16 protein-coding genes are annotated in these 22,220 nt (G+C 76.4%); 7 read left to right on the top strand and 9 right to left on the bottom strand.

The genetic code is table 11. The features are described 5' to 3' along the window. Positions 1-394 precede the first annotated feature (394 nt). From O4U47_RS19260 to nagA, 5 genes are all read right to left on the bottom strand, one after another. Positions 395-2,872, bottom strand: coding sequence for a glycosyltransferase family 4 protein (locus O4U47_RS19260; protein ID WP_270679294.1), 2,478 nt, complete (start codon positions 2,870-2,872; stop codon positions 395-397). Between the two features lie 18 nt (positions 2,873-2,890). Beyond that, a complete protein-coding gene (locus tag O4U47_RS19265) occupies positions 2,891-5,722 on the bottom strand; it encodes a stealth conserved region 3 domain-containing protein (protein ID WP_270679295.1) in 2,832 nt (943 codons plus the stop codon). Beyond that, entirely contained in the window at positions 5,719-6,594 is an 876-nt protein-coding gene (locus O4U47_RS19270; protein ID WP_270679296.1) for a hypothetical protein, read from the bottom strand. Before O4U47_RS19270 ends, O4U47_RS19265 begins: the two co-directional genes overlap by 4 nt. Next, positions 6,591-8,357, bottom strand: coding sequence for a stealth family protein (locus tag O4U47_RS19275; protein WP_270679297.1), 1,767 nt, complete (start codon positions 8,355-8,357; stop codon positions 6,591-6,593). Before O4U47_RS19275 ends, O4U47_RS19270 begins: the two co-directional genes overlap by 4 nt. A 552-nt stretch (positions 8,358-8,909) precedes the next feature. Then, the gene (nagA, locus tag O4U47_RS19285; RefSeq protein ID WP_270679298.1) at positions 8,910-10,061 is read right to left on the bottom strand and encodes an N-acetylglucosamine-6-phosphate deacetylase; all 1,152 of its coding nucleotides are present in this window, start codon (positions 10,059-10,061) and stop codon (positions 8,910-8,912) included. Between the two features lie 489 nt (positions 10,062-10,550). Between nagA and O4U47_RS19290 the strand changes: the two genes are divergently transcribed. After that, positions 10,551-11,069 carry an NADPH-dependent FMN reductase gene (locus tag O4U47_RS19290; protein ID WP_270679299.1) on the top strand — a complete coding sequence of 173 codons (519 nt, stop codon included), beginning with the start codon at positions 10,551-10,553 and terminating at the stop codon, positions 11,067-11,069. Positions 11,070-11,159: 90 nt separating this feature from the next. Beyond that, positions 11,160-11,888: a tyrosine-protein phosphatase gene (locus O4U47_RS19295; RefSeq protein ID WP_270679300.1), complete on the top strand. Its 729-nt coding sequence runs from the start codon at positions 11,160-11,162 to the stop codon at positions 11,886-11,888. A gap of 8 nt (positions 11,889-11,896) precedes the next feature. Here O4U47_RS19295 and O4U47_RS19300 read toward each other — a convergent pair whose 3' ends face one another. Next, positions 11,897-12,799: a hypothetical protein gene (locus O4U47_RS19300; protein WP_270679301.1), complete on the bottom strand. Its 903-nt coding sequence runs from the start codon at positions 12,797-12,799 to the stop codon at positions 11,897-11,899. Positions 12,800-12,940: 141 nt separating this feature from the next. On the opposite strand from O4U47_RS19300, the gene O4U47_RS19305 reads away from it, so the two are divergent. The 3 genes from O4U47_RS19305 to O4U47_RS19315 all read left to right on the top strand — a co-directional run bounded on the left by O4U47_RS19305 (position 12,941) and on the right by O4U47_RS19315 (position 18,085). After that, entirely contained in the window at positions 12,941-15,190 is a 2,250-nt protein-coding gene (locus tag O4U47_RS19305) for an acyl-CoA dehydrogenase (RefSeq protein WP_270679302.1), read from the top strand. A 6-nt stretch (positions 15,191-15,196) separates the two neighbouring features. After that, on the top strand, positions 15,197-16,960 hold the full coding sequence (locus tag O4U47_RS19310) for a GDSL-type esterase/lipase family protein (RefSeq protein ID WP_270679303.1): 1,764 nt from the start codon (positions 15,197-15,199) through the stop codon (positions 16,958-16,960). Positions 16,961-17,077: 117 nt separating this feature from the next. Then, positions 17,078-18,085 carry a GNAT family N-acetyltransferase gene (locus tag O4U47_RS19315; protein WP_270679304.1) on the top strand — a complete coding sequence of 336 codons (1,008 nt, stop codon included), beginning with the start codon at positions 17,078-17,080 and terminating at the stop codon, positions 18,083-18,085. A gap of 66 nt (positions 18,086-18,151) precedes the next feature. On the opposite strand, the gene O4U47_RS19320 is transcribed toward O4U47_RS19315, so the two are convergent. The 3 genes from O4U47_RS19320 to O4U47_RS19330 all read right to left on the bottom strand — a co-directional run bounded on the left by O4U47_RS19320 (position 18,152) and on the right by O4U47_RS19330 (position 20,054). Beyond that, on the bottom strand, positions 18,152-18,772 hold the full coding sequence (locus O4U47_RS19320; protein ID WP_270679305.1) for a DUF1275 family protein: 621 nt from the start codon (positions 18,770-18,772) through the stop codon (positions 18,152-18,154). Between the two features lie 95 nt (positions 18,773-18,867). After that, positions 18,868-19,332: a hypothetical protein gene (locus O4U47_RS19325; RefSeq protein ID WP_270679306.1), complete on the bottom strand. Its 465-nt coding sequence runs from the start codon at positions 19,330-19,332 to the stop codon at positions 18,868-18,870. Positions 19,333-19,367: 35 nt separating this feature from the next. Next, positions 19,368-20,054: a Uma2 family endonuclease gene (locus tag O4U47_RS19330; RefSeq protein WP_270679307.1), complete on the bottom strand. Its 687-nt coding sequence runs from the start codon at positions 20,052-20,054 to the stop codon at positions 19,368-19,370. A gap of 107 nt (positions 20,055-20,161) precedes the next feature. Between O4U47_RS19330 and O4U47_RS19335 the strand changes: the two genes are divergently transcribed. Then, the gene (locus tag O4U47_RS19335) at positions 20,162-22,003 is read left to right on the top strand and encodes a hypothetical protein (RefSeq protein ID WP_270679308.1); all 1,842 of its coding nucleotides are present in this window, start codon (positions 20,162-20,164) and stop codon (positions 22,001-22,003) included. After that, a complete protein-coding gene (locus tag O4U47_RS19340; RefSeq protein WP_270679309.1) occupies positions 22,000-22,140 on the top strand; it encodes a hypothetical protein in 141 nt (46 codons plus the stop codon). Before O4U47_RS19335 ends, O4U47_RS19340 begins: the two co-directional genes overlap by 4 nt. Positions 22,141-22,220 lie beyond the last annotated feature (80 nt).

Raw genomic sequence — 22,220 nt, forward strand, 5'->3', positions numbered from 1 at the left:
GCCCTTCGTCGTCGCCGCTGTTTCCCCTGCACTCCGGCGGCCCGGCGGACGGTCATGACCCGGGAGTGGGGGACCAGCTCTGCCGTCGCCGCTGCCCTTCACCCCGCGCCCCGACGACCCGCCGCCCGGCCGGAGTCCGGGAGCGGGGGACCAGCCGAGCCGCCCGCCGACCCGGACCGGGAGGGGCCGGACGGACGGCAGGCAGGGGGTGGGGAATCGCCCCTGCTCTGGCCGTCGCCGCCATCCACGGTGACCGCGCACACGCCGCGCGGCCGACCGACCCGCAGGTAGGGCCGCCGCCCTTCGTCGTCGCCGCTGTTTCCCCTGCACTCCGGCGGCCCGGCGGACGGTCACGGCCCGGGAGTGGGGGACCAGCTCTGCCGTCGCCCTCCTCTTACCCCCGCCCCCGCCACAGGCGGCCGAGGACCGGGACCCGGGGGAGACGCCTGCGCGCCGCCAGGAGCAGGCGCACCGGGGCGTGTTCGATCACCGTCCTCCGGCCGTTGGCCGGGGACGCCACGGCGTACACCGGTACCGGTCCCCGCCACCACCTCTTGCGCAGCCAGGGGCCCGGGTACCCGGGGAAGGACCAGACCGGCCCCCCGTCGGCGCCCCGGCTCCGCACCTCCAGCCGCCAGCGGCCGAACGGGAGGCGGTCGGCCCCCGCCAGGTCGATCGGCGCCGTGAACCGCACCCCGGCCGGAGTGCGGGAGCAGGTGACCGGGAGGTCGACCGGCGCCCCCTCCCCGTTCTCCGGGGCCAGGCGCACCCCCACGTCGCCGGGCCCGGCCCCGAGGGTGCGCACCGTCCCCGACACCTCGAACCGGCGCCGCCGCGGCAGCCAGCAGACGGAGACGTCCGGGACCGGCGCCCGGCCCGTGCCCTCCTCCTCCGGCGCCGTCCGCACGGCGAGGTGGCCGCCCGCGGTGATGTAGGGGCCGACCCGCATCCGCCCCTGCCGCTCGCCGCCCGGCCAGGGGTGCTCGGCCTCCGGGTACGCGCTCGCCTGCCTCCAGTCGCCCACCCCGAGCAGGCACCGGCCGACCAGGTGGTCGCCCCGGCCGTTGCGCAGCCGGACGTCCCACACCACCTCGTGCCTCCCGGCCCCCTCCTCCGCCCCGAGGAGCCCGGCGGCCGCCTCGGCGAGCGCCCCGAGCGGCACCAGGGCGCCGAACCCGCCCGACGCGTCCACCGGGCACGGGCACCGCACCTCGGTGCCCCGGCCCTCGCGCGCGGCCAGCACCAGCTCGGCCCCCGGGTCGGGCCCGGTCGAGCCGAGCACCGTCCCCGACACCGCGATCCGCTCGGCCGCCACCGCCACCTCGCCCACCTCGGCGAACCGGTCGGCGTGCCGCGCCGCGAACCGCAGCCTCCCGCCGGGCCCGCGCTCGGGAACCGCCACCGCCAGCCGCTTCACCGTCCGCGGCTCGTGCGGGGCCGAGCGCAGGTCGACGAGCGAGGCGGGCACCGGGACCGGCGCGCCCCCGCCGTCGCTGCGGAACACCTCCCACCGCGTGGTGCCCTGCGGGAAGTCCCGCGGGTCGACGTGCACGGTCCGGGCGCCCTCCGGGCACAGCCGGCGCTCCCGCCGCCCGGCGGCCCCCGCCCCGACCGGGCGCAGCACCACCAGGCCCGGCGGCGTCGCGAACCGCAGCTCCAGCACCCCGTCCGCCCCGACGGCGACCGTGCACCGGTCGGGCGGCGCGGCCGCGCGCGGGGCGGGTACCGCCGTCCGGCGCCCGGACCCGGCCAGCAGGTCCTGGAAGAGCGCCTCGTGCACCCGTGCCACCGCCTCGGGCGAGTACCGCTCGGAGTTGCGCAGCGCCGCCGCCCCCATCCGGGCGCGCAGCCCGTCGTCGCCCATGACCCGGTCGAGCCCGCGGGCGAACGCGTCGGGGTCCTCGTTCTCCACCAGCAGCCCGTCCTCGCCGTGCCGCAGGATCTCCGCCGGGCCGTGCGGGCAGTCCGACGACACCACCGGCACCCCGGCCCGCATCGCCTCCACCAGGATCATCCCGAACGGCTCGTCCCGGGACGGCACCGCGCACACCGACGCCAGCGGCCACACCTCGTCCATGCGCGGGTGCGCCCCCATCATGAACGCGCGGTCCTCCAGTCCCAGCGCGTGGATCTGCCGGCGGCGGTCCTCCAGCCCCTTGCCCCGGCCGAACACCCGCACCGTCCAGTCCGGGTGGTCCCCGGCCACGCGCGCGAACGCCTCCAGCAGCAGGTCGAACCCCTTCATGCCGGTGACCCGCCCGGCGGCGACGATGCTGGGCGGGCCGTCGCCCGACGTGCGCAGCTCCGGTGCGGGCACGCAGTTGGGCACCGCCTGCACCCGCACCCCCGGGAGGCGCATCCGGGCCCGGTAGGCCGCGGCGTCGGCCTCGGTGACCGGCGCGAGGGCGTCGAGCCTCCGGTAGTCGCGCGTCATGGCCTGCAACAGCGCGGGGTCGTACATCCGGTAGGTCAGGTGCTCCTGTCCCACGACCGCCGCGCCGTCGGGTCTCAGCCGCGCCAACAGGATGTTCAGCCCGGCCCGCGTGCCGACGACGACGTCGGGGGCGGCTTCGGCCAGGCGCTCGGCGATCAGGGCGTCGGTGAGTGCGCTGTGCGATCCGTAGAGCTTCTCCTCGGCCGGGTAGAGCCGCGACGGGCGGTCGGCCCCGGGCCCCTCCGGGGCGCGGGTGTCGACCAGCCATGTGACCCGGACCGACGGCCCCACCGGCAGCACCGGGTCGTCCCGGTGCCGGAACACCGAGACCACCTCGACCTCGTGCCCCAGCGCCGCCATCGCCTCGGCCTGGTTGACCACCGTCCGGATGGTCCCCCCGATCCCGTACAGCGTGTGCAGCACGTAGACGATCCTCATGTGCCCCCCTATCGCCGCTTACGCCTCCCAAGGCGCCCTCAGGGGGAAGTAGTTCTCCAGGAACGCCCCCATGAGCCTGATCTGTTCGTCCCGAGTTACGCGGTCGGGAGTCGCGTCCGTGAGGCAGAACACCTCGTGCTTGCGCCGCAGCAGCTTTTCGAGCCGCGCGTGCTGGCCCGGGTCGCCCAGGTCGACGTAGGCGTACGCGACCGACCCGGGGCAGGCGCGCCCGGTGAGGTGCGCGTAGTAGTGGTGCAGGGGGACGGGGGACAGGTCGGTCGGCCCCCGGAAGCGCGCGGCGGCGGTGGCGGCGAACTCCTCGGGGAAACGCTCCTCCATCTCCGTAAGGACCGACCGCCGCAGCGCGTGGGGCGTGTGTTGGAAGGCCGCCACCGGTGCCCGCCCGAAGACCCTCTCCAGCAGCGCCCTGTTGTTCTTCTGCGCGGCGAAGAACGCGGGCTCCTCGGGGGAGGGCGCGCCGAACGGCACCGATGTCGTCGACCGGAAGTAGTGCGCGGCCCCGTTCCCGGAGAAGAACGCCTCCGGCGGCATCGGCCGCCCCAGGAACACGTCGTCGTTGACGTACAGGAAGTGCTCGGCCAGCCCCGGGATGCGGTGCAGCCGCGACTCGATGGCGTGGGAGTTGAACGTGGGGAGGTCGGCCACGTCGAACAGGGCCGTGTGGTCGACGACCCGCACCCCGGGGTGCGCGGTGTCCAGCCAGGCGGGCACCTGGTCATCGGTGACCAGGTGGATCCGGCGCACCCACGGCGCGAACATGGCGATCGAACGGAGCGCGTACCGCAGCTCGTCCGCACCGGAGAACCGGTGCTCCGCGGCGCCGTCGGCGCCCGCGCGGCCGCCGTGCCGGGCCAGCGCCTCGGCGAACCGGCGGCGCCAGCGCGGGTCGTCCCCGTCGACCCACGTGACGACGGCGTCGACCGGGTGGTCCACGTCGTCCACCAGCGGCCGGGTGAACGGCTCCAGCGTCGGGTACTCCCGGTCGGCGTAGCGCGTGCGCACGCGCGCGGTGAACGCGCCCGCGTCCACCCGGTCCCCGGCCGGGCACGGGCGCGGCGCGACCAGCCACCGGCCGCCGGAGTCCGGCTCGGTTTCCGGCTCCGGTTCCCAGAACTCCAGGTCGGCGCCGTACCCCTCGCCGTAGCGCAGGGTCCGGCCGGAGGTGATGACGGGGCGGAACACCCGCACCCCGTCCGACTCGGCCAGGGACGGGCACATCGGCAGCGGCACCGGCTGCGGCAGGGCCCCGCGCGGGCGGATCGCCCGGGCGTAGACCGGGGGCTCGGCCCCGGGCCGCTCCAGCGCGCGCGCCAGCGCGGCCAGCGCCCCGGCACGCCGGTCGCCCGGCACCATCACCCGCGGGTTGCGCCCACGGTGGCGGACGAGGGCGTTCGGTACGCCCGCGTGCTCCAGAGCGTCGACGACCAGGTCGAGGTTGGCGCGCAGCGCCTGTTCGGGGAAGAGGTCGTCGCGCACCTCGGCCAGGCCGCCGCCCGAACGCACCAGGTCCGGGCGCGCGCGGCACCACGCCTTCTCGTGCTCCCCGGCCCCCTCGGCCTGCGGGAGCGTCCCCTCCCAGGGGAGGGCGCGCAGCGCCGCCCCCTTGGCCGCCCGCCGCGCCTCGAACCGTGCCGCGCGGTCGGCGCGGGCGGCGGCGCGCTCCTCGGGCGGAACCGCCACCAGGTCGCCGTAGAGCCGCTCCCAGCGGGCGGCGATCCGCTCAGGGGCGAACCGCTCGACCCCCTGCAGGGCCGACCCGCCCATCTCCGCGCGCAGCGCGTCGTCCTCCATCAGCTTGGACAGGGCGGCCGCCAGGCTTCCGATGTCGTCGGGGGCGGCCAGCAGCCCGTCGACGCCGTGCCGTACGACCTCGGCCGGGCCGGTGGGGCAGTCGTAGGCGACGGCCGGGACCCCCGCCGCGAACGCCTCGGTCAGCACCAGCCCGAACGGCTCGGTCCGCGACGGCAGCAGGCACACCGCGGCCCGCGCCCACTCGGCGGCCATGTCGGCTGTGGGCCCGGCGAATTCCACCCGCCCGTGCAGGTCGAGCTCGCCCGCCAGGGCGCGCAGGTCCGGCAGCTCCGGGCCCTGCCCGCAGATCCGCAGGCGCCAGCCCGGGTGCTCCCCGCAGACCTGCGCGAACGCCCGGACCGCGTGGTCGACCTGCTTCTCGGCGACCAGGCGGCGGGCCACCAGCACCGTCCGCGCGTCCAGCGACGAGCGCGGCACCGGACCGGCGGGGGCGGCGTTGGGGACCGCCTCCAGGCGCGGGGCGGCCGGCCCCAGCGTCTCGGCCAGCCACGACCGGGACGGCTCGGTGAGCGCCACCAGGGCGTCCACGCGCGGCGCGAACGGGAGCAGCGGCGCGCCGGTGCGCCCGCGCAGCTCGGGCGCGCGGTGCTCCTGGGCGACCAGGGCGGCCCCGGGCGGGGCCAGCGGGGCGGCCAGGGCCGTCAGCGCGGGGCTGGTGGTGACCAGCACGTCGGTGTCCAGGCGGGGCAGGGCGCGCGCGGCCTCGATGTCGCAGAGCCGGTCGTAGGCCGGTTCCCAGACCGGGTCCACCAGCTCGCTGGGCAGGGCGGACAGCTCCCGGCAGGTGTCCTCGCCGGGCCCCGGGGAGCGGACCGGCCGCCGGACCGGGCCCCGCGCGTCCACCAGGTAGTCCACGCGCACGCGCGGGTCGACCCGGAAGAACGGGGCGTCGGCGGTGCGCAGCACGCTCAGCACCCGGGTCTCGTGCCGCCCGGCGAGCGAGGAGGCCTGGGAGAACGTGGCCGCCTCGGTGCCGCCCATGGCGTCGGCCCAGGTCACCATGTACGTGATCTTCATGCGTCTCCTCCCGGGGGCGGGGGGTCGGACAGCGGGCGCACCCCGACCACCAGGGCGGTGCCGCCGCCGGGCCGCGGGCCGTCGTGGAAGACGCGCACGCGCAGCGGTGGGCAGGGGCGCCCGGGGCGCACGGTCGCGTCGGGGATGCGGAGCGCGGAGCGCGGGTCGGCCAGGTCGGTGCGGGGCAGCCCGGCGACGAGGTCGTTCGCGGAGGCGGGGCGGAAGTGGATCCCCCAGCGGACCTCGGCGCCGTCGGCCCGGGGGACCGCCTCCGCCATCCGCCCGAGGGGCAGGTCGAGGGTGAACAGCGTCCCGCGGCGGTCGGTGCGCAGCTCGGGGGCGACCGGCAGCTCGGTCCCGTGCCGCCGCGCGCGCAGGAGGCACGTCGGCCCGCTCCCGTGGAGCAGCCCTTCGACCCGCACGCCGTGCGGGCGCACGCGCACCCGCTCGACCTCCGCCGCCGACGGTGGTGCCTCCACGCGCACCTCGGCGCGGCCGCCCCGGCCGGCCGCGAGGGCCAGGCCGGGGGCGGCGGACGGGCGGGCGTCTGCGTCGGCCGCGAGGTCGAACGCGCGGTTCCGCAGCCGTCCGGCGACGATGAGCCGCACCCGCCACACCCCTGCCTCCAGGCGCACCGCGGGCAGGTCCGGTGGGACGGGGACGGCGGGGGCGCCCGGGCCGACGAGGGCGGCCGCCGCGCGCACACCCCACCGCCCGTCGGCGGCGCGGTACGGCTCGGCGGGCAGCCGTACGCTGTGCCCGCGCGAGCGCAGTTCCAACGCGGCCGCGCGGGGTGCGGCCCCGGAGGCGCCCGGGACGGCGGCCGCGTTCAGCGCGGAACCGGCCAGCATGAGCAGTTCGGGGCGGATCACACCGCCTCCAGCTCCGCTTCGGGCACCTGCGGCACGGCGCGCGGCGGGCGCTCCATGGAGGAGGGGAACGGGAACCGCTCCTCCAGCACCCGGTGCACGGCCCGGGTGACGGCCCGCTCGTCCTCCTCGTCCACCGGCACGGTGTCGTTCAGGCACACCGTGTCGAACCGCCGCCCCGCCAGCAGCCGCGCCAGCCGGTCGGCCGCCGCGCCCGTGTCGGCCAGGTCGACGTAGGCCGAGCGGATGCGCCCCCGGACCGCGCGCCCGGTGAGCAGGGCGTAGGTGTGGTGCAGGGAGGAGGCCACGGACACGTCCGCGGTGTCGCGGAAGCGGGAGGAGGCGGTGCGCCCGACGGCGTCCGGGAAGCGCTTCTCCAGCTCCAGCATCACCTCCTTCACGTGCGCGAAAGGGGCGTGCTTGTACTTCTGCGCGGCGAACCGGCCGAACTCCTCCCACAGCAGGCGCCGGTTGTTCTTGGCGGCCGCGTCCACCGCCCGCTCCCCGGGGGCCGGGTCGCCCACGCCGAACTGGAAGGGCGAGGGGAACGCCTTCGCGATGCCGTTGGGGTGGAAGAACAGGTCCGGGGCCACCGGGCGGGCGAAGAGGATGTCGTCGTTCAGATAGAGGTAGTGCTCGCTGAGCCCGTCGATCCGGTGCAGCCGGGTCTCGATCGCGTGCGAGTTGAACACCGGCAGGCCGTCGCCCGGACCGAAGACCTCCCGGTGGTCGACCAGCCGCACCCGGGGGCAGGACGTGTCCAGCCAGTCGGGGCGCTGGCCGTCGGTGACGATGTAGACGGTGCGCACGAACCCCGCGTACATCTCCAGCGACCGCAGCGCGTAGCGCAGCTCGTCGCGGGCGGTGAAGCGGGAGCGGGCGGTGCCGTCCGGCGGGGCGCCGCCCGCCGCGGCCAGGTGGCGGTCGCGGCGCGCGGCCCAGGCCGGGTCGTCGCCGTCCACCCAGGTGAACACGGCGTCGACGGGGAACTCCACGTCGTCGGGGAGGGGGCGGGAGAAGGCCGGGAAGGTGGGGTAGGAGCGGTCGCCGACCCTGGTGCGGGCGGGGGTCTGCTCGTCGGGCGGGAACACGTCGGCGACGCGGTTGCGGCGCGGCGCCAGCAGGGTGCCGGGGGCCGGGTGGTCGGGCAGCGGGGCCCGCAGCCGGGAGCGTGCGGCGTCCGCGCCGGGGGTGTCTGGGCCCTCCGGGGCGTCGCGCCAGAACTCGACGACGCACCCGTGCTCCGGCCCGGCGACGACGCCCGCCCCGGGCCCGGCGATGAACGCGCCCACGCGCACCGCCCCGGCGTTCCGCAGGCGGCGCAGGCAGCCGGGGGAGGCCAGGGGGCGCAGGTAGTCGCGCGGATCGGGGCGCAGGGCGGCGGCGTAGAGGGCCTCGGCGGCGCCGGCCGCGGCGAGCAGCTCCAGGACCCGGCCGCGCTCGGACTCGTGCACGCCGATGGTGTGCTCATGCGGGTTCCGGCCGTTGACCAGGAAGTAGTCGACGCCCGCGCTTTCGAGGGCGTCGGCGCAGTGCTCCAGGGCGCGGCGGGCCAGCAGGCCGGTGGACAGCGGCCCGGCCCAGCGGCGGGCCAGGACGGGGCGGCCGCGGTGCAGGGCGGGGGTCAGGCGGGCGTCGGCCTCCAGCAGTGACCGCCACCGCAGGGCCAGCAGCCGGGTGCGGGCCCCGGAGGGGAGCCGGTCGAGTGCGGCGGTCGCGCTCCGCCTGAGCCTCCGCGCCAGTGGTGTGGTGATGGAATCCAGCAAGGCAGGCGTCCCCTTAGCCGTATCGATCGGTCCGGTACGGCTGCGCGGAGGGAAGGCGCAGCAAACGGTGCTCGTCCTTCTTTGCGGGGGGACGCAAAGACCCGGTATGCGGTTGTCCTATATGGCGGGCGACCAGGCGTTTCGTGGCCTGTCACGGGTCAGTGTCGCGTAAAAGGGGTGTGGGCGGACGGTGACACGCCGCTCACGCCGGGTCAAAGCGCTCAGGGGGAGCGCCGGCCGCTCGGCCTCCTCGGCGTCGGCGGCGGCCGGCATGGGCGGGGCGGGCGCGTACAGGTTGCCGGTGGCCTGTACCAGCGCCCCGGCCATCAGCGGCGCCGTGCCGCCGAACAGCGACACCGACACCGACACCGACACGTTGAAGCCGATGGCCGGCCCGGCGTAGCGGCCCCCGGGCCGCCCGCCGCACCGCCCCCCGATCGGACCATCCCCGCTCCCCGCCCCGCTCGGTGACCGCCGGTGACGACGGCCTCACCAAGTATCACCGCGGGTGGGCGCGTGGGACGGGTGCGGCGCACCGTGCCGCCGCGGGCCTCAGAGCTCGCGGACCCACCCGCCCCGGTACATCACCCCGGCGACCGACAGGTCCCCGTCCAGCACCACCAGGTCGGCCCGGTTGCCCGCGACGAGCTCGCCCACGCCCTCGATGCCCAGCGCCCGGGCCGGGACCGACGTCGCCGAGCGGGCCGCGGTCTCCAGGTCGACGCCCTCGACGGTCTCCACCGCCCGCCGGACCGCGTCCGGAAGGACGATGGTGCTGCTGGCGATGGTCCCGTCCTCCACCAGGCGCGCCTCGCCGCCGCTCACCCGCACCTGCAGCTTGCCCAGGGTGTACTCGCCGTCGCCCAGGCCCGTGGCGGCCATGGCGTCGGTCACCAGGCTGATCCGGTCGCCCCCGGCGGCCTCGAAGGCCACCTGGGCGGCGGCGGGGTGGACGTGCACGCCGTCGTTGATCAGCTCGACGGTGACCCGCTCGTCGGTCAGGGCCGCCCCGATCGGGCCCGGCTCCCGGTGGTTGAACGGGCGCATCGCGTTGTACAGGTGGGTGGCCACGGTCGCCCCGGCGTCGAAGGCGGCGCGGGCCTGGTCGTAGGTGGCCTCGGTGTGGCCGACCGCCACCGTCACCCCCTGCGAGGCGGCCGCCGCCACCAGCTCCAGGGCGCCCGGCAGCTCCGGGGCGACGGTGACCATGCGCAGGTGCCCGCGGGAGGCCTTGAGCAGGGCGTCGAACTCGCCCGTGCCGGGGTCGCGCAGCAGCGCCGGGTCGTGCGCCCCGTGCTTGTTCGGCGAGATCCAGGGGCCCTCCAGGAACATCCCGGCGATCAGCCCCTCGTCGGCCAGGTCGGCCAGCGCCCGCACCTGCTCCAGGGTGTCCTCCGGGGTGGCCGCGACCAGCCCGCCGACCAGCGTCGTCGCCCCGTTGGCGCGGTTGAACTCCACGATCGAGCGGAGCCGCTCGGGGTCGGTCTCGGTGAACGCCGCCCCCGCCCCGCCGTGGATGTGCGTGTCCACCGTGCCGGGCAGCACGGTGCGCCCGCCCGCGTCCACGGCGGCGCCCGTCCCGGCCGGGGGCGCTCCGGCGCCCAGGCCGGTGATGGCCCCGTCCTCGGTGCTCAGCCACCCGTCGACGAAGCCGTCGGGGGTGAGCAGCCGTGCGTTGGTCAGGGTCGTCCGGCTCGCGCCCATGCTCGGTGGTCCTCTCTCGGCTGTGCCCGATGCCACACCCGGGGGGTGCGACATTTCCGCCCATGATGCATTGACCATAGCGCCGGGGCCGCCCATCATTGTGGGCATGTCCGCCGGTGAGCTGCTCGTACAGCGCCTGCATGTCGACCTCCGACAGCAGGCCAGCGCCCTGTGTCTTAGCTAGCGCCGTTCGGGGGCCCAGCCCCCGCCCACCGGTGGCGTTCCCGCCCCTCCCTCCGCCCGGCTCCCGGCGCGCCCCGTGCGCCCGCCCGCCGACCCGTGTCGGCGGCGCCCGAGCCCGCGGCCGCGCCCGGAAGAGTCGGCCCGGCCCCGTGGGAGGCGCGGTCCCGCCCGGTGGCGTCGTTCCCCTCGCTTCCACCGCCCGACCGGCGCGAACCCCGCGCGGCGATGACGCCCGCGCCCGCGCCCGACGCCCCACACGCGCTCGCGCGGCCCCCGCGGCCGCGCCGCCAGGAGCAGGAGACCGCCATGATCCGTTTCACCGTGCTCGTCGCCGATCCCGATCCGCATTCCGCCCTCGCCGCGGCCGCCGGCCGCGCCGCCCGCGCCCTGGCCGCCCAGGCCGGCCTGGACGCCGAACCGCACACCGTCGACCTGGCCGAACTCGGCCCGGCGCTGCTCGCCGCCGACGCGGGGCGGGACGTCACCGACGCCGTCGAGCGGGTGCGCGACGCCGACGTGGTGCTGGTCGCCACGCCGCAGACGCACGGGTCCTACACCGGCCTGCTCAAGGTCTTCCTGGACCGGCTGCCCGAGCTGGGCATGGGCCGCGGGGTCGCGGTGCCCATGGCCGCGGTGCCGGACCTGCGCAACGGCCGCAACATCGAGGAGGACCTGCGGGTGCTCCTGTCCGACCTGGGCGCGTGGGTGCTGGAGCCCGCGCTGCTGCTGGCCGCCGCCGAACTCGCCGACCCCGCCGAGGTCATCGGCGCCTGGGCCGAGGTCGCGGCCCCGGCGGTGGGACAGGCGGTCGCCGTCTCGGCGTAACGGCCCGGAACGCAACCGGATGCGGCCCCGGCCGCATCCGGCCACCGGGGCCTCCCGGCCCCGCGGTGGGGCCGGGCTACTCTGCCCCCGATGAGCGAGTCACGGAAGGTCACCTGGGACGGGTTCTTCAATTCGCGCGACCTCGGAGGGCTGCCGACCCGCGATGGGCGGACCGTTCGGCGCGGCGCCTTCATCCGCGCGGCCGACCCCCGGTTCGTCACCGATGAGGGGTGGCAGGCCGCTTACGACGCCGGGGTCCGGACCATCGTGGACCTGCGCGACCCCGACGAGGTCAGGAGGGGCGCGGGCGAGGGGCGGCCCGCAGGGGACAGGATGCGGCGTTCCGAGGTCCCCCTCGACGACGCCGCGGACGTCCTGTACTGGCGGGAGGTGGCCCGGCGGCGCCAGCACGGCACTCCGCTCTACTACCGCTCCTTCCTCGAGCGCAAGAAGGAGCGGTGCGCGGCGGTGTTCACCGCCCTGGCCCAGGCCGGGCCCGGGGGCGTCCTGTTCCATTGCGCGGTCGGCCGCGACCGCACCGGACTGGTCGCGCTGCTGCTCCTGGCCCTGGCCGGCGTCGAGGACGAGGCCATCGCCGACGACTACGAGCTCTCCGCCCCTGAACTCGTCCCCCTGTTCGCGGCGATGGGCCAGGTGGACCAAGGGCCGATGATCGCGGCCGCGCTGGCCGGACACGGCCTGACGGCCCGGGAGGCCGTCCACGACGTCCTGCGCGACCTGGACGCGCACGCCTATCTGCGTGGGGCCGGCGTCCGGGAGGAGGACGTGGACGCGGTCCGGGCGCGGCTGCTCGGCTGACCGGCCGCCTATGCCGCCCCGGCGGCCTCGCGCATGCGGGTGGTGTCGGCTTCGGCCTTCGCGCCGTTGCCGCGGACCAGGACCACCACGACCAGGGTCAGCGCGAACCCGCCCGCGCGCAGGGCCAGCATCAGCGGGTCGTCCGGCAGGGCCTCGCTGAAGATCAGCGTCCCCAGCACCACCATGAACACGTTGCCCGCCACGTTGGCCACCGGTGCGGTGATGGACGCCCGCGCGCGCTGCATCGACGTCTGGAACAGCACGATCCCGACCGCCCACCCCAGCGCGTACAGGTACGGGAACGGCGACGCCAGCGCCGGGAGCACCGCCCCGGGCAGGCCCTCGTCGGCCAGCAGGCCGCCCAGGGCCTTGCCCTGCAGCCCGGCCGTTCCCTGGGCCAGTCCGGCCGCCGCGCCCATCGCCGCCGAGGACACGTAGCGCCCCCCGCCCGACGCCAGGGCGACCGCGCCCACGCACGCCACCACCGTGCCGATGCTGACGGCCGGCAGGAGCGGCATGTCCGGCACGGTCCCGGTGTCGCCCCCCTCGCCCAGGGACAGGCTCAGCAGGAGCAGCGCCACCGGCATCAGCCCCAGCGCCGCCTTCTCCCCGCGGGTGATGGGGTCGCCCAGCACGAGGGCGGTCACCAGCAGCATCACGGCGATGCCGCCCGCGAACGCGGGTTGGACCACCGACACCGGCGCCAGGCCCAGTGCCACCACCAGGCCGAGGCTGCCGAGCGCCGCCATCGCGCAGCCGCCCACCCAGCGCGGGTTGGACAGCAGCACCCGGGCCAGGTGCAGGGGGCGCCGCACCCCGATGGAGGGCGCGCCGTGGAGCGCGCGCTGCTCGACGGCCAGTCCGATCGAGTAGACCGCCGCCGAGAGCAGGGCCGCGAGCAGTCCGAGCACGGGTCCCGCCTTTCTGGAACGCGTTCGCGCCCCGGAGATGTCCGGAGATCTCCGGAGCGTGTCGTCCGATGGTAGTTGACGGCGTGTATATAACCAGTTCTAGTCTGGCTGCATCGGCGACCGACCCCCCAGGGAGCTGCCATGGCGATCGGACTGACCGGAGAGCACGAGGAGCTGGCGGAGGCGGTCCGCGGCTGGATCGGGCGCCTGGACGCCGGGTGGGAGGACGACTCCGGCGCGCAGGCCCCGCCCCCGTTCTGGTCCGGCCTCGCCGACCAGGGCCTCCTGGGCCTGCACCTGCCCGAGGAGTACGGCGGCCAGGGCGCCGGGCTGCTGGAGCTCGCCGCGGCGCTGGAGGAGGCCGGCCGCGGACTGCTGCCCGGCCCCTACGCCCCGACCGTGCTCGCCGCCGCCCTCATCGACCGCTGGGGCTCCCCCGGGCTGCGCGCCCGTGTGCTGCCGGGCCTGGCCGGCGGGGCGGCCGCCGCCGCCTTCGCCCCCGGCCCCGTCCTGGAGGCCGAGGAGGACCCCGGCGGGCGGCTGCTCCTCACCGGCACCCTGCGCCCGGTCCCCGGCGGCGCCCCGGCCGCCCTCGTGGTCGCCCCCTACCGCCTCGACGGGCGCGAGGGGTGGGCCGTGCTCGACGGCTCCGCCCTGCGCGCCGAACCGCTGGCCCCGCTCGACCGGGGCCGGGCCGTCGCCGCCCTGCACGCCGACGGTGCCGCCGTCGGCGGCGACGCCCTCCTGGACGGGCTGGACCGCAGGGACGCCGAGGGCGTGGCCGCGGTCCTGCTCGGCGCCGAGGCCGCCGGGGTGGCGGCCTGGTGCATGGAGGCCGCCGCCGAGTACGCCAAGGTCCGCGTCCAGTTCGGCCGCCCCATCGGCGGCTTCCAGGGCGTCAAGCACCGCTGCGCCCGCATGGCCGTCGCGGTCGAGCAGGCCCGCGCCGCGGTGTGGGACGCCGCGCGCGCCTACGACGAGCTCCGGGACGGCGCCGCCGGAACCGCCCCCGACCACGCCCGGTTCGCCGCCGCCGTCGCCGGGCTCACCGCCCCCGACACCGCCCTGGAGTGCGCCCGCGACTGCATCCAGGTCCACGGCGGCATCGGGTTCACCTGGGAGCACGACGCCCACCGCTACCTGCGCCGCGCTTCGGCCCTGCGCGTCCTGGCCGGGGCCGCCGCCGACCGGGCCGCCGACGTGGCCGCCCTCGCCCTCGCCGGGCGGCGGCGCACCGTGGCCGTCGGCCCCGACCTGGGCGCCGAGGAGCAGCGGGCGCGCATCCGCGCCGACGCCGACCGGCTCGCCGCCATCGGCGACGAGCGCGAGCGGTTCACCGCCCTCGCCGACGAGGGCTGGGTGATGCCGCACCTGCCCCGCCCCTGGGGCCGCGACGCCTCCCCGCTGGAGCAGGTCCTCATCGAGCAGGAGTCCCGCCGCGCCGGGGTGAAGGGGCCGCGCCTGGCGATCGGCGCCTGGGTACTGCCGTCCCTGGCCGCGCACGGCACCCCCGGGCAGCAGGAGCGGTTCCTGCGGCCGACCCTGCGCGGCGAGATCACCTGGTGCCAGCTGTTCAGCGAGCCCGGCGCGGGGTCGGACCTGGCCTCGCTGGCCATGCGCGCCGACCGGGTCGACGGCGGGTACCGGCTCACCGGGCAGAAGATCTGGACGTCGATGGCGCAGGCCGCCCAATGGGGCATCTGCCTGGCCCGCACCGACCCCGGCGCCCCCGGCAAGCACGCGGGCATCACCTACTTCCTCGTGGACATGGCCGCGGCCGGGGTGGACGTGCGGCCGCTGCGCGAGCTCACCGGGCAGGCGCTGTTCAACGAGGTCTTCTTCGACGGCGTGTTCGTCCCCGACGACCAGGTGGTGGGCGCGCCCGGCGACGGATGGCGGGTCGCCCGCACCACCCTGGGCAACGAGCGGGTGGCCCTGTCGTCGGGCGGCGGCATCGGCGCGGGCCTGGACGAGGTGCTCGGCTTCCACCGGGCCGGGCCCGGCCCGGACGGCTGGGGCGCCGCACCGCCCGCCGACGCCTCCACCGACCGCGAGGCGAAGGTCCGGGTGGGGCGGCTCCTCGCCCAGGGGCAGGTGCTGGAGCTGCTGGGCCTGCGCGTCACCCTCAAACGGCTGTCCGGCACCGAGCCCGGGGCCGAGGCGAGCGTCCGCAAGCTGCTGGGCGTGGAGTTCTCCCAGCGTGCGGCCGACCACCTGTGGGAGGCGCAGGGCGGGGCCGCGGTGTGCGAGGAGCCCGGCGAGCCGACCGGGGTCTGGGCGTGGTACATGCTGTTCGGCCGGTCCATGACCATCTACGGCGGCACCACCGAGGTGCAGCTCAACATCATCGCCGAGCGGCTGCTCGGCCTACCGCGGGACCCGGAGGACTAGGCGGGCGTGTCGGAAGCGGACGGCGGCCCCGGCGGGGGCGCCGAAGGAGAGGACGGGAAGGGCGAGGGCGGCGGCCCCGGGGCCGCTCCCGGCGGAGGGGCCGGGAGCGGGAAGTGGCCCCGCCGCCGCTTCGCGCTGCCCTGGCGGAAGGCGGGGCCGGGAGGCGAGGGCGCCCCCGGGGGCCCCGAGAAGCCCCCGGACCCCGAGGACGCCGAGCCGTCCGGCCCGTCACCGGCCGGGCGGCCCGCCCGCTTCACCCTGCCCCGGTTCGAGCCGACCCCGCTCGGCCTGATCGCGATCGGCCTGGCCGCCATGTTCGCGACCCTGCTGGTGATCCAGGCCGCCCTGGGCACCTTCCGCCCCGGCGGCCCGGCCGACGAGCCGGCGGCGCCGCCCGCGAGCGGCACCCCGCCCGAGGGCACCGCCCGGATCCTGGTCGTGGGGGACTCCATCGTGCAGGGCAGCAGCGGCGACTTCACCTGGCGCTACCGGCTCTGGCGGCACCTGGAGCGCACCGGCGTCGACGCCGACTTCGTGGGGCCCTACGACGACCTGCTGGACGTGAACACCGGCAGGCCCGGCGACGACCGCTACGCCGAACCGGACTTCGACGCCGACCACGCCGGGGTGTGGGGCGCCACGACCGAGGACGCGGCGGCCGCGCTCGGCGAGCACGTCGCCGAGTACGACCCGCACTACCTGCTGTTCATGGCCGGGGCCAACGACTTCGCCGAGGACTCCACCCCCGCCTGGGCCCTGGAGGCGGTGCGGGACGCGGTGACGGCCGCGCGCGTGGCCGACGGCGACGTGCAGATCGTGCTCGGCCAGGTCACCCCCGTGGCCGGGACCGGGCGCGACGACGAGCTGAACGACAAGGCCCGCACCTTCAACGAGGGGCTGGACGACCTGGCCGCCGAGCTGAGCGGGCCGGTCCCGGTGGCGGTGGCCCGCACGGCCGACGGGTACGACGCGGAGAGCGACAACTGGGACACCACCCACCCCAACGCGCGCGGGGAGCTGAAGATCGCGGCGGCGTTCGCCGACGCGCTCGCCGACCCGCTGCGGCTGGGCGGCCCCTACCGGCGCCCGCTGCCCGACGTGGCGGTCGGGCCCCGGCAGGCCCCGCAGGTCGAGGTGGAGGACGAGGGCGGCGGCGAGGTGCGGTTGAGCTGGGAGCCGGTACCGGGGGCCACCCGGTACGAGGTGCGCCAGCGGCGGGTGCGGCCCGACCCGGACGAGGAGGTGGCGCTCCCGGCGCAGGTGGCGGGCGGCGACGGCGGGACGCGCACGGCGACGGTGGACCGGCTGCTCAGCGGGGCCGAGTACGCGTTCACGGTGCGGCCCTACAAGGGGGACGACGCGGGGCGCGGGTCGGAGCCGGTCCGCATCGAGGCCGATCCGGACCCGCCGGGGGCGCCGGACCGGCTGCGCGTCGGCGGCGCGGACGGGGACGCCCCCGAGCTGGTCTGGGAGGAGGCCGAGGGGGCCGGGCACTACGAGGTCCTGCGCCGCGAGATGGTGTGCCCCGACCCGTCCCCGCCGCCCTCCGGGAGCCCCGGCCCGCAGGACCCCGAAGAGGAGCCCGAGTGCGAACCCGTCGACGACGAGGGGCCGGACGAGGGCGAGGGGTGGGCGACGGCCGCCATCGTTGACGACGGCACGAGCTGGCCCCTCCCCGAGGCGGGGGACGGCGGATACGAGTTCGCGGTCCGCTCCCACCGCGACTACGTGGCGGGCGGCTACTCGGGGACGGTCGCCTACACCGGCTGAGCGCCCGTCATTACGGACCTGTCCGGGACCGGCCCGCCGGTTCCGGTCCCTTGCCCCGCCCGCCCCCGGTGCGGGATAACGGGCCCATCGGATCCACCGAGGACGGGGGAGGGATCGGTGGCCACGATCGAGCGCGTCGACCCGCACGACGGCGCGGCGCTGTCGGCCTGGTACCGGGCGCTGCGCGCCGGGGCGTCGGCCGGGCGCGGCAGCCCGCTGGTGGCGGCCTACGAGGAGCTGCGCTCCTCGCTCCGCGAACCGGGCTCGGCGGCGCAGCGGTCCGCCTGGGCGGCGGTGGACGGCGGCGCGGTCGTGGGCAGCATGCTCTTCGCCCTGCACGGCCGGGAGAACCCGGAGCTGGCGGACGTGGACGTCAACGTGCCCGCCGAGCACCGGGGGCGGGGCTATGGCGGCGCGCTCCTGGCGCACGCCGAGCGGCTGGCCCGCAAGGGCGGCCGCCGGGTGCTGCTGGCGGAGGCGTTCGTTCCGTCCGCGTGCGCCCCCGAGGAGCACCCCGGCGCCGGGTTCGCGCTGCGGCGCGGGTTCCAGAGCGTGCACCGGGAGGACCACCTGGTGCTGGAGCTGCCGGTGCCGGAGGAGCGCCTGCGCGCCTTCGTGGAGCGGACCCGGGGGCGGCGGCCCGGCTACCGGCTGTCCACGTGGAGCGGCGGCTGCCCGGACGGGGAGGCGGCGGCCGTGGCCGCCATGCGCACGGCGATGGAGCGGGCGGTGCCCTGCGGCGACCTCCAGGGCGAGCCCCGGGTCTGGGACGCGGAGCGGGTCCGCGCCGTGGAGGCCCGCACCCGGCGCCAGGGCTACGCCTCGATCGCGTCGATGGCCCGCGGCCCCGGCGGGGAGCCCGCGGGCTACAGCCAGCTCTTCGTCCCCGAGCACAACCCGGGCGAGGTGTACCAGGACGACACGGTGGTCCTGGAGCCCCACCGGGGCCGCGGCCTGGGGGAGGCGCTGAAGGCGCTGAACCTGCTGCGCCTGAGGCGCGAACACCCGGACCGCGCCCGCGTGCACACCTGGACGGCCGCGGTGAACCCCTCGATGTGGGAGATCAACCGCCGCTTCGGCTTCCGCCCGGTGGAGGTGGCCCACCGCCTCCAGAAGGTCGCCTAGGCTCTCCGCGATGATCTCGACGAAAGTGCTGCCAAAACCGCCGGAATGACAGCACCTTTGTCGAGATCATCGGGGATCCCCGCCGTCCGAGGGCGGGAACAGGGCTGCCGCCGCCACGACCGCGGGCAGCGCCAGGTCCGCCGCCCACATCGGGGCCGCCTGCAGCACCGCCGTCGTGCAGGCCGCGCCGACCGCCAGGGACAGGATGATGCCCGCCTTCAGCGCCAGCGCCGCGTCGGGGCGGTTCAGCAGTGTCAGGTGTCCCAGCATCCCGGCCAGCACCCCGGTCACGTAGTTCACCGAGACCCCGGCCCCCGAGCGCTCCACGACGGCGCTCTGCATGCCCATCGCGACCGCCGCGACCGCCGTCATCGCCTCGATGGGGGCGCCCAGCATCCACGCCGTGGACAGTCCCGCGATCAGCACCGCCTCCACGGCCAGGATCCACCGCCTGCTCCGCCGGAAGACGTGGTCGGCGAGGGCGAATCCGGCCGCCAGCCCTGCGAGGAACGCGGCGAAGGCGGTCAGCGACCGCAGCGTCGCCGGGCCCGCCCCCTCGGCGAAGGACACCCCGAGCAGGACGACGTTGCCGGTCATGTTGGAGGTGAACACGTCCCCGAACCCGAGGAAGCTCAGCGTGTCGACGACCCCGGTCACGAAGGCCAGGGCGAGCAGGGACGTGCCCATCCGGTGCCCCGAGAGCGCCGTCGCGGCCCGCCCGGCGCCGTGGGCGAAACGGCCCCGGGCCCGTCCCGTTCCCTCCCCGTGCCCGGGTGCCGGGGTCAGGCGTCCTCCGTGGCGAGCAGGGCGCGGAAGCGGGCGTCGTGCTCGTCGGCGGGCGGGTCGGCGAAGTCCCCGACGAACACGGCCACGGCCCGCCGGCCGGTCCCCGCGGTGTTCTCGGTGTCGGCGGTGTCCTCGATCTCGGCGAGCATGCTCCGCCAGGCCGTCAGGTTGGGGTGCCGGACGTCCGTGCAGGCCTCGGCGGGGGACATCAGCCGAACGGCCTCGGCGAGCATGTACGGCGGGAGGTCGTAGGTGCGCGTCCCCGAGGCATGGCCGCACACCATCCCCAGGACGACGGCCGACAGGAACCCCGAGCGCCGGTTGACGGCAGGGAACGATGTTCCGTCATCGCCCACCAGCCCCACCCCGAAGGCCACCGGTGGCTCCCACCCCGGGATCGCCTCCTCGAACCGTTTGCGCGCGGCGGCGAGGTCGTCCTTGGTCGGCCATCGAGCAGTCATGGGACGTATGGTGCCATAGGGCGAGGGCGCACCCGTCAGTCCTCAAGCTCCTCCGGGAGTCGGACCTCATCGAGCTCGGCCAAGTCCACATCGATGTTGAACGGAACGGTCACCTTGAGGTGCTCTCGGAACACGCCGCTAGGACTGTACTGCTTCGTCGCCGGGTCCAACTCGTATACGTACGCCACGGCGGACTCGTCCTCTTCCAGCTCGATGCGCCAGAAGTGCTGAATGCCCGCCTCTGCATACAGGCGCGGCTTCCGCTCACGGTCGCGAAGTTCGGAGTCAGGCGAGACCACTTCCACCGCGAGGGATACCGCTTCGACGGGAACCGAGGCATCCTTCCGACTCTTGATCTTTCTGGCGTCGACGATCATGAGGTCGGGGAGGGGGCGGTTCTTCGCGCTGATGACCGTCGAGATCTCACGGAGCACCCACATGGCCGGGGGCGCCTGATCCTTCAAGCGCTGCTCCAGCAGCGATATCAGGATCATGTGCAGGATCCTCTGGGGGCTCATGAAGATCAGGCTCCCGTCGATGAGCTCGGTGTGCGGAGGGAGGTCCGGGATCCGGTCGAGGTCATCGGCGGTCCAGCCCTCAGGCGGAGGAACCGGCCACACACGCGGGGAAGGGGCGGGCTCGATCGGTTCCTCTTCCACGGGAAGGGCACTCATGTCGTCGCCTCCGGGGGGCGGATCGCGGTCGTCGCCAACGCCAGCCATCGCCATCCTCCCTTGACGGGTGTTTCTCGGATTCTCCCACCTCCACCTGCCCATACCCGAAGGGAGCACTGTGTCGTGGCGGGCCGCATTGCTAGATTCGCCTGACCATGAGCGGCGACGGCGCGGTATCCCACCGGAAAGGGCCCGTCCAGGAGGGCCTCCCCTGGGTGGTCGGGCTCCTGCTCGGGGTGCTCGCGCTCGGCCCCGGCCTCAAACGCGGGTTCATCCTCCGCTACGACATGGTCTTTGTGCCGAACCCCCCGCTCGGCCCCGTCCAGCTCGGGGCGGGGGAAGGGTTCCCGCGCGCCGTGCCCAGCGACGCTTTCGCCGCCCTCCTCTCCAAGGCGCTCCCGGCCGACATCGTCCAGTCGGTCCTGCTCCTCGCGATCTTCGTCCTCGCCTGCGCCGGAGCCGCGCGGCTCGTGCCCGGCCCACTCGCCGCCCGCCTGGCCGCCGGGGTCTTCTACGCCTGGAACCCCTTCATCGCCGAACGCCTCCTCCTCGGCCAGTGGGCCGTCCTCCTCGGCTGCGCCGGGCTGCCGTGGGCGCTGGCCGCCGCGGTGCGCCTGGCCGGGGCGAAGGACCTCCCCCGCCTGGTCACCGCGCTCGTCCCGGCGGCGGTCGGCGGGTTCTCATCGGCCGTGCTCTCCGCCCTGGTCGCCGTTCCCGCGGCGTTCGCCCGCCCCGGACCCGCCCTGCGGCGGTTCGGCTCGGCGCTGCTCGCCGTCGCCGCCGTCGCCGCGGTCTGCCTGCCCTGGCTCGTCCCGGCCCTGTCCGCGGCCGGCGGGGGCGCCCGCACCGACCCCGGGGCCGTCGACCTGTTCGCCGCCCGCGCCGACACCCCCTTCGGCGTCGCCGGGTCGCTGCTGACCCTCGGCGGCATCTGGAACGCCCAGGCCGTCCCCGACCTGTACGGCCACCCCTTCTTCGCCGCCTGCCGCCTGGCCCTGGCCCTGGCCGCCCTCGCCGGGTGGGTCCTCCTCCTGCGCCGGGGCTCCCTCGGACCGGCCGGGCCGGGGCTGACCGCCGCCGCGCTCGCCGGGTCCGCCGTCGCCCTGCTCGGCACCGTCGACCCCGGCCGCGACCTGCTGCGCGCGCTCATCGGGGCCTGGCCCGGCTTCGGTGCGCTGCGCGACGGCCACCTGTACACCCCCCCGCACGCGCTCCTGCAGGCGGTCCGACTCGGCGGAGCCGCGGCCGGGCCGGCGCCGGGCGCCGGGCGGGCCGACCGCTCCGGGGCCGTCGCCGCCGCCCTGCTCGTCGCCGCGCCGCTCATCCTCCTCCCCGGCCTGGCCTGGGGCGCCGCCGGGAGGCTGACCCCCGTCGTCTACCCGGCGGAGTGGAGCGAGGTCCAGCGCGCCGTCGACGGCGACCCCGCCCCCGGATCGGTCCTGGTCCTGCCCTGGAGCGCCTACCGGGGCCTCGAAACGGCCGGCCCCGGCCGCACCGCCGTCGTGCTCGACCCCGCCGTGAAACTGTTCGAGCGGCCCGTCGTGTGGAACGATGACCTTCGGGTCGCCGACGGCGGCACCGTGCGCGCCGCGGAGGGGGAGGACCCCGCCGCCCGCGCGGCCGCCGAGGCCGCCGCCGGGCCGGGCGGTGCGAGCGCGCCGGAGATCGGCGCGCTGGGCGTGCGGTACGTGCTCGTCGAGCGCGAGGCGCCCGACCCCACCTCCGCGGACGGCCCCCGGCACCTGAGCAAGAACAGGTTCTCGTCTGTTCTCCGCGCCTCGGAAAAGGTCCATGACGGCCCTCTGCTGACCCTCTACCGCCTCCCGGCCGCGCATGTGAACGCGGTAAAAGTGGATCTGTCGGGCTTGGAAGTTACCGGCTGGTTGGTTACAGTTGGGTCCATCCTCTGGTCCCTGATTGCATCGAGTTCTAATCTCGTTTCCATGCGTCCGCTCCGGCCGGTCGGGGCGGAGCCGCGGAAGGAGAACCCCTCGTGATCAAGATCCTCGCCGCCTGCGTGATCGGCGCGGCGCTGGCGGGTGGGCTGGCCCTGGTCGGCACCACCGTCGCCACCAATTCCTCGGCGACCGCCGAGCCGGTCAACGAGTCCCTGTACAACTACGGCGACCGCTAGCGCCGGGTCGGCGGGTGCGGCCCCTGGGGGGCCGCACCCGCCGCCGCACCCGCGCCGACGGCCCCGTTCCCGCACCGTGC

This window comes from Nocardiopsis suaedae (assembly GCF_027706745.1).
Taxonomy (GTDB): Bacteria; Actinomycetota; Actinomycetes; order Streptosporangiales; family Streptosporangiaceae; genus Nocardiopsis_A; species Nocardiopsis_A suaedae.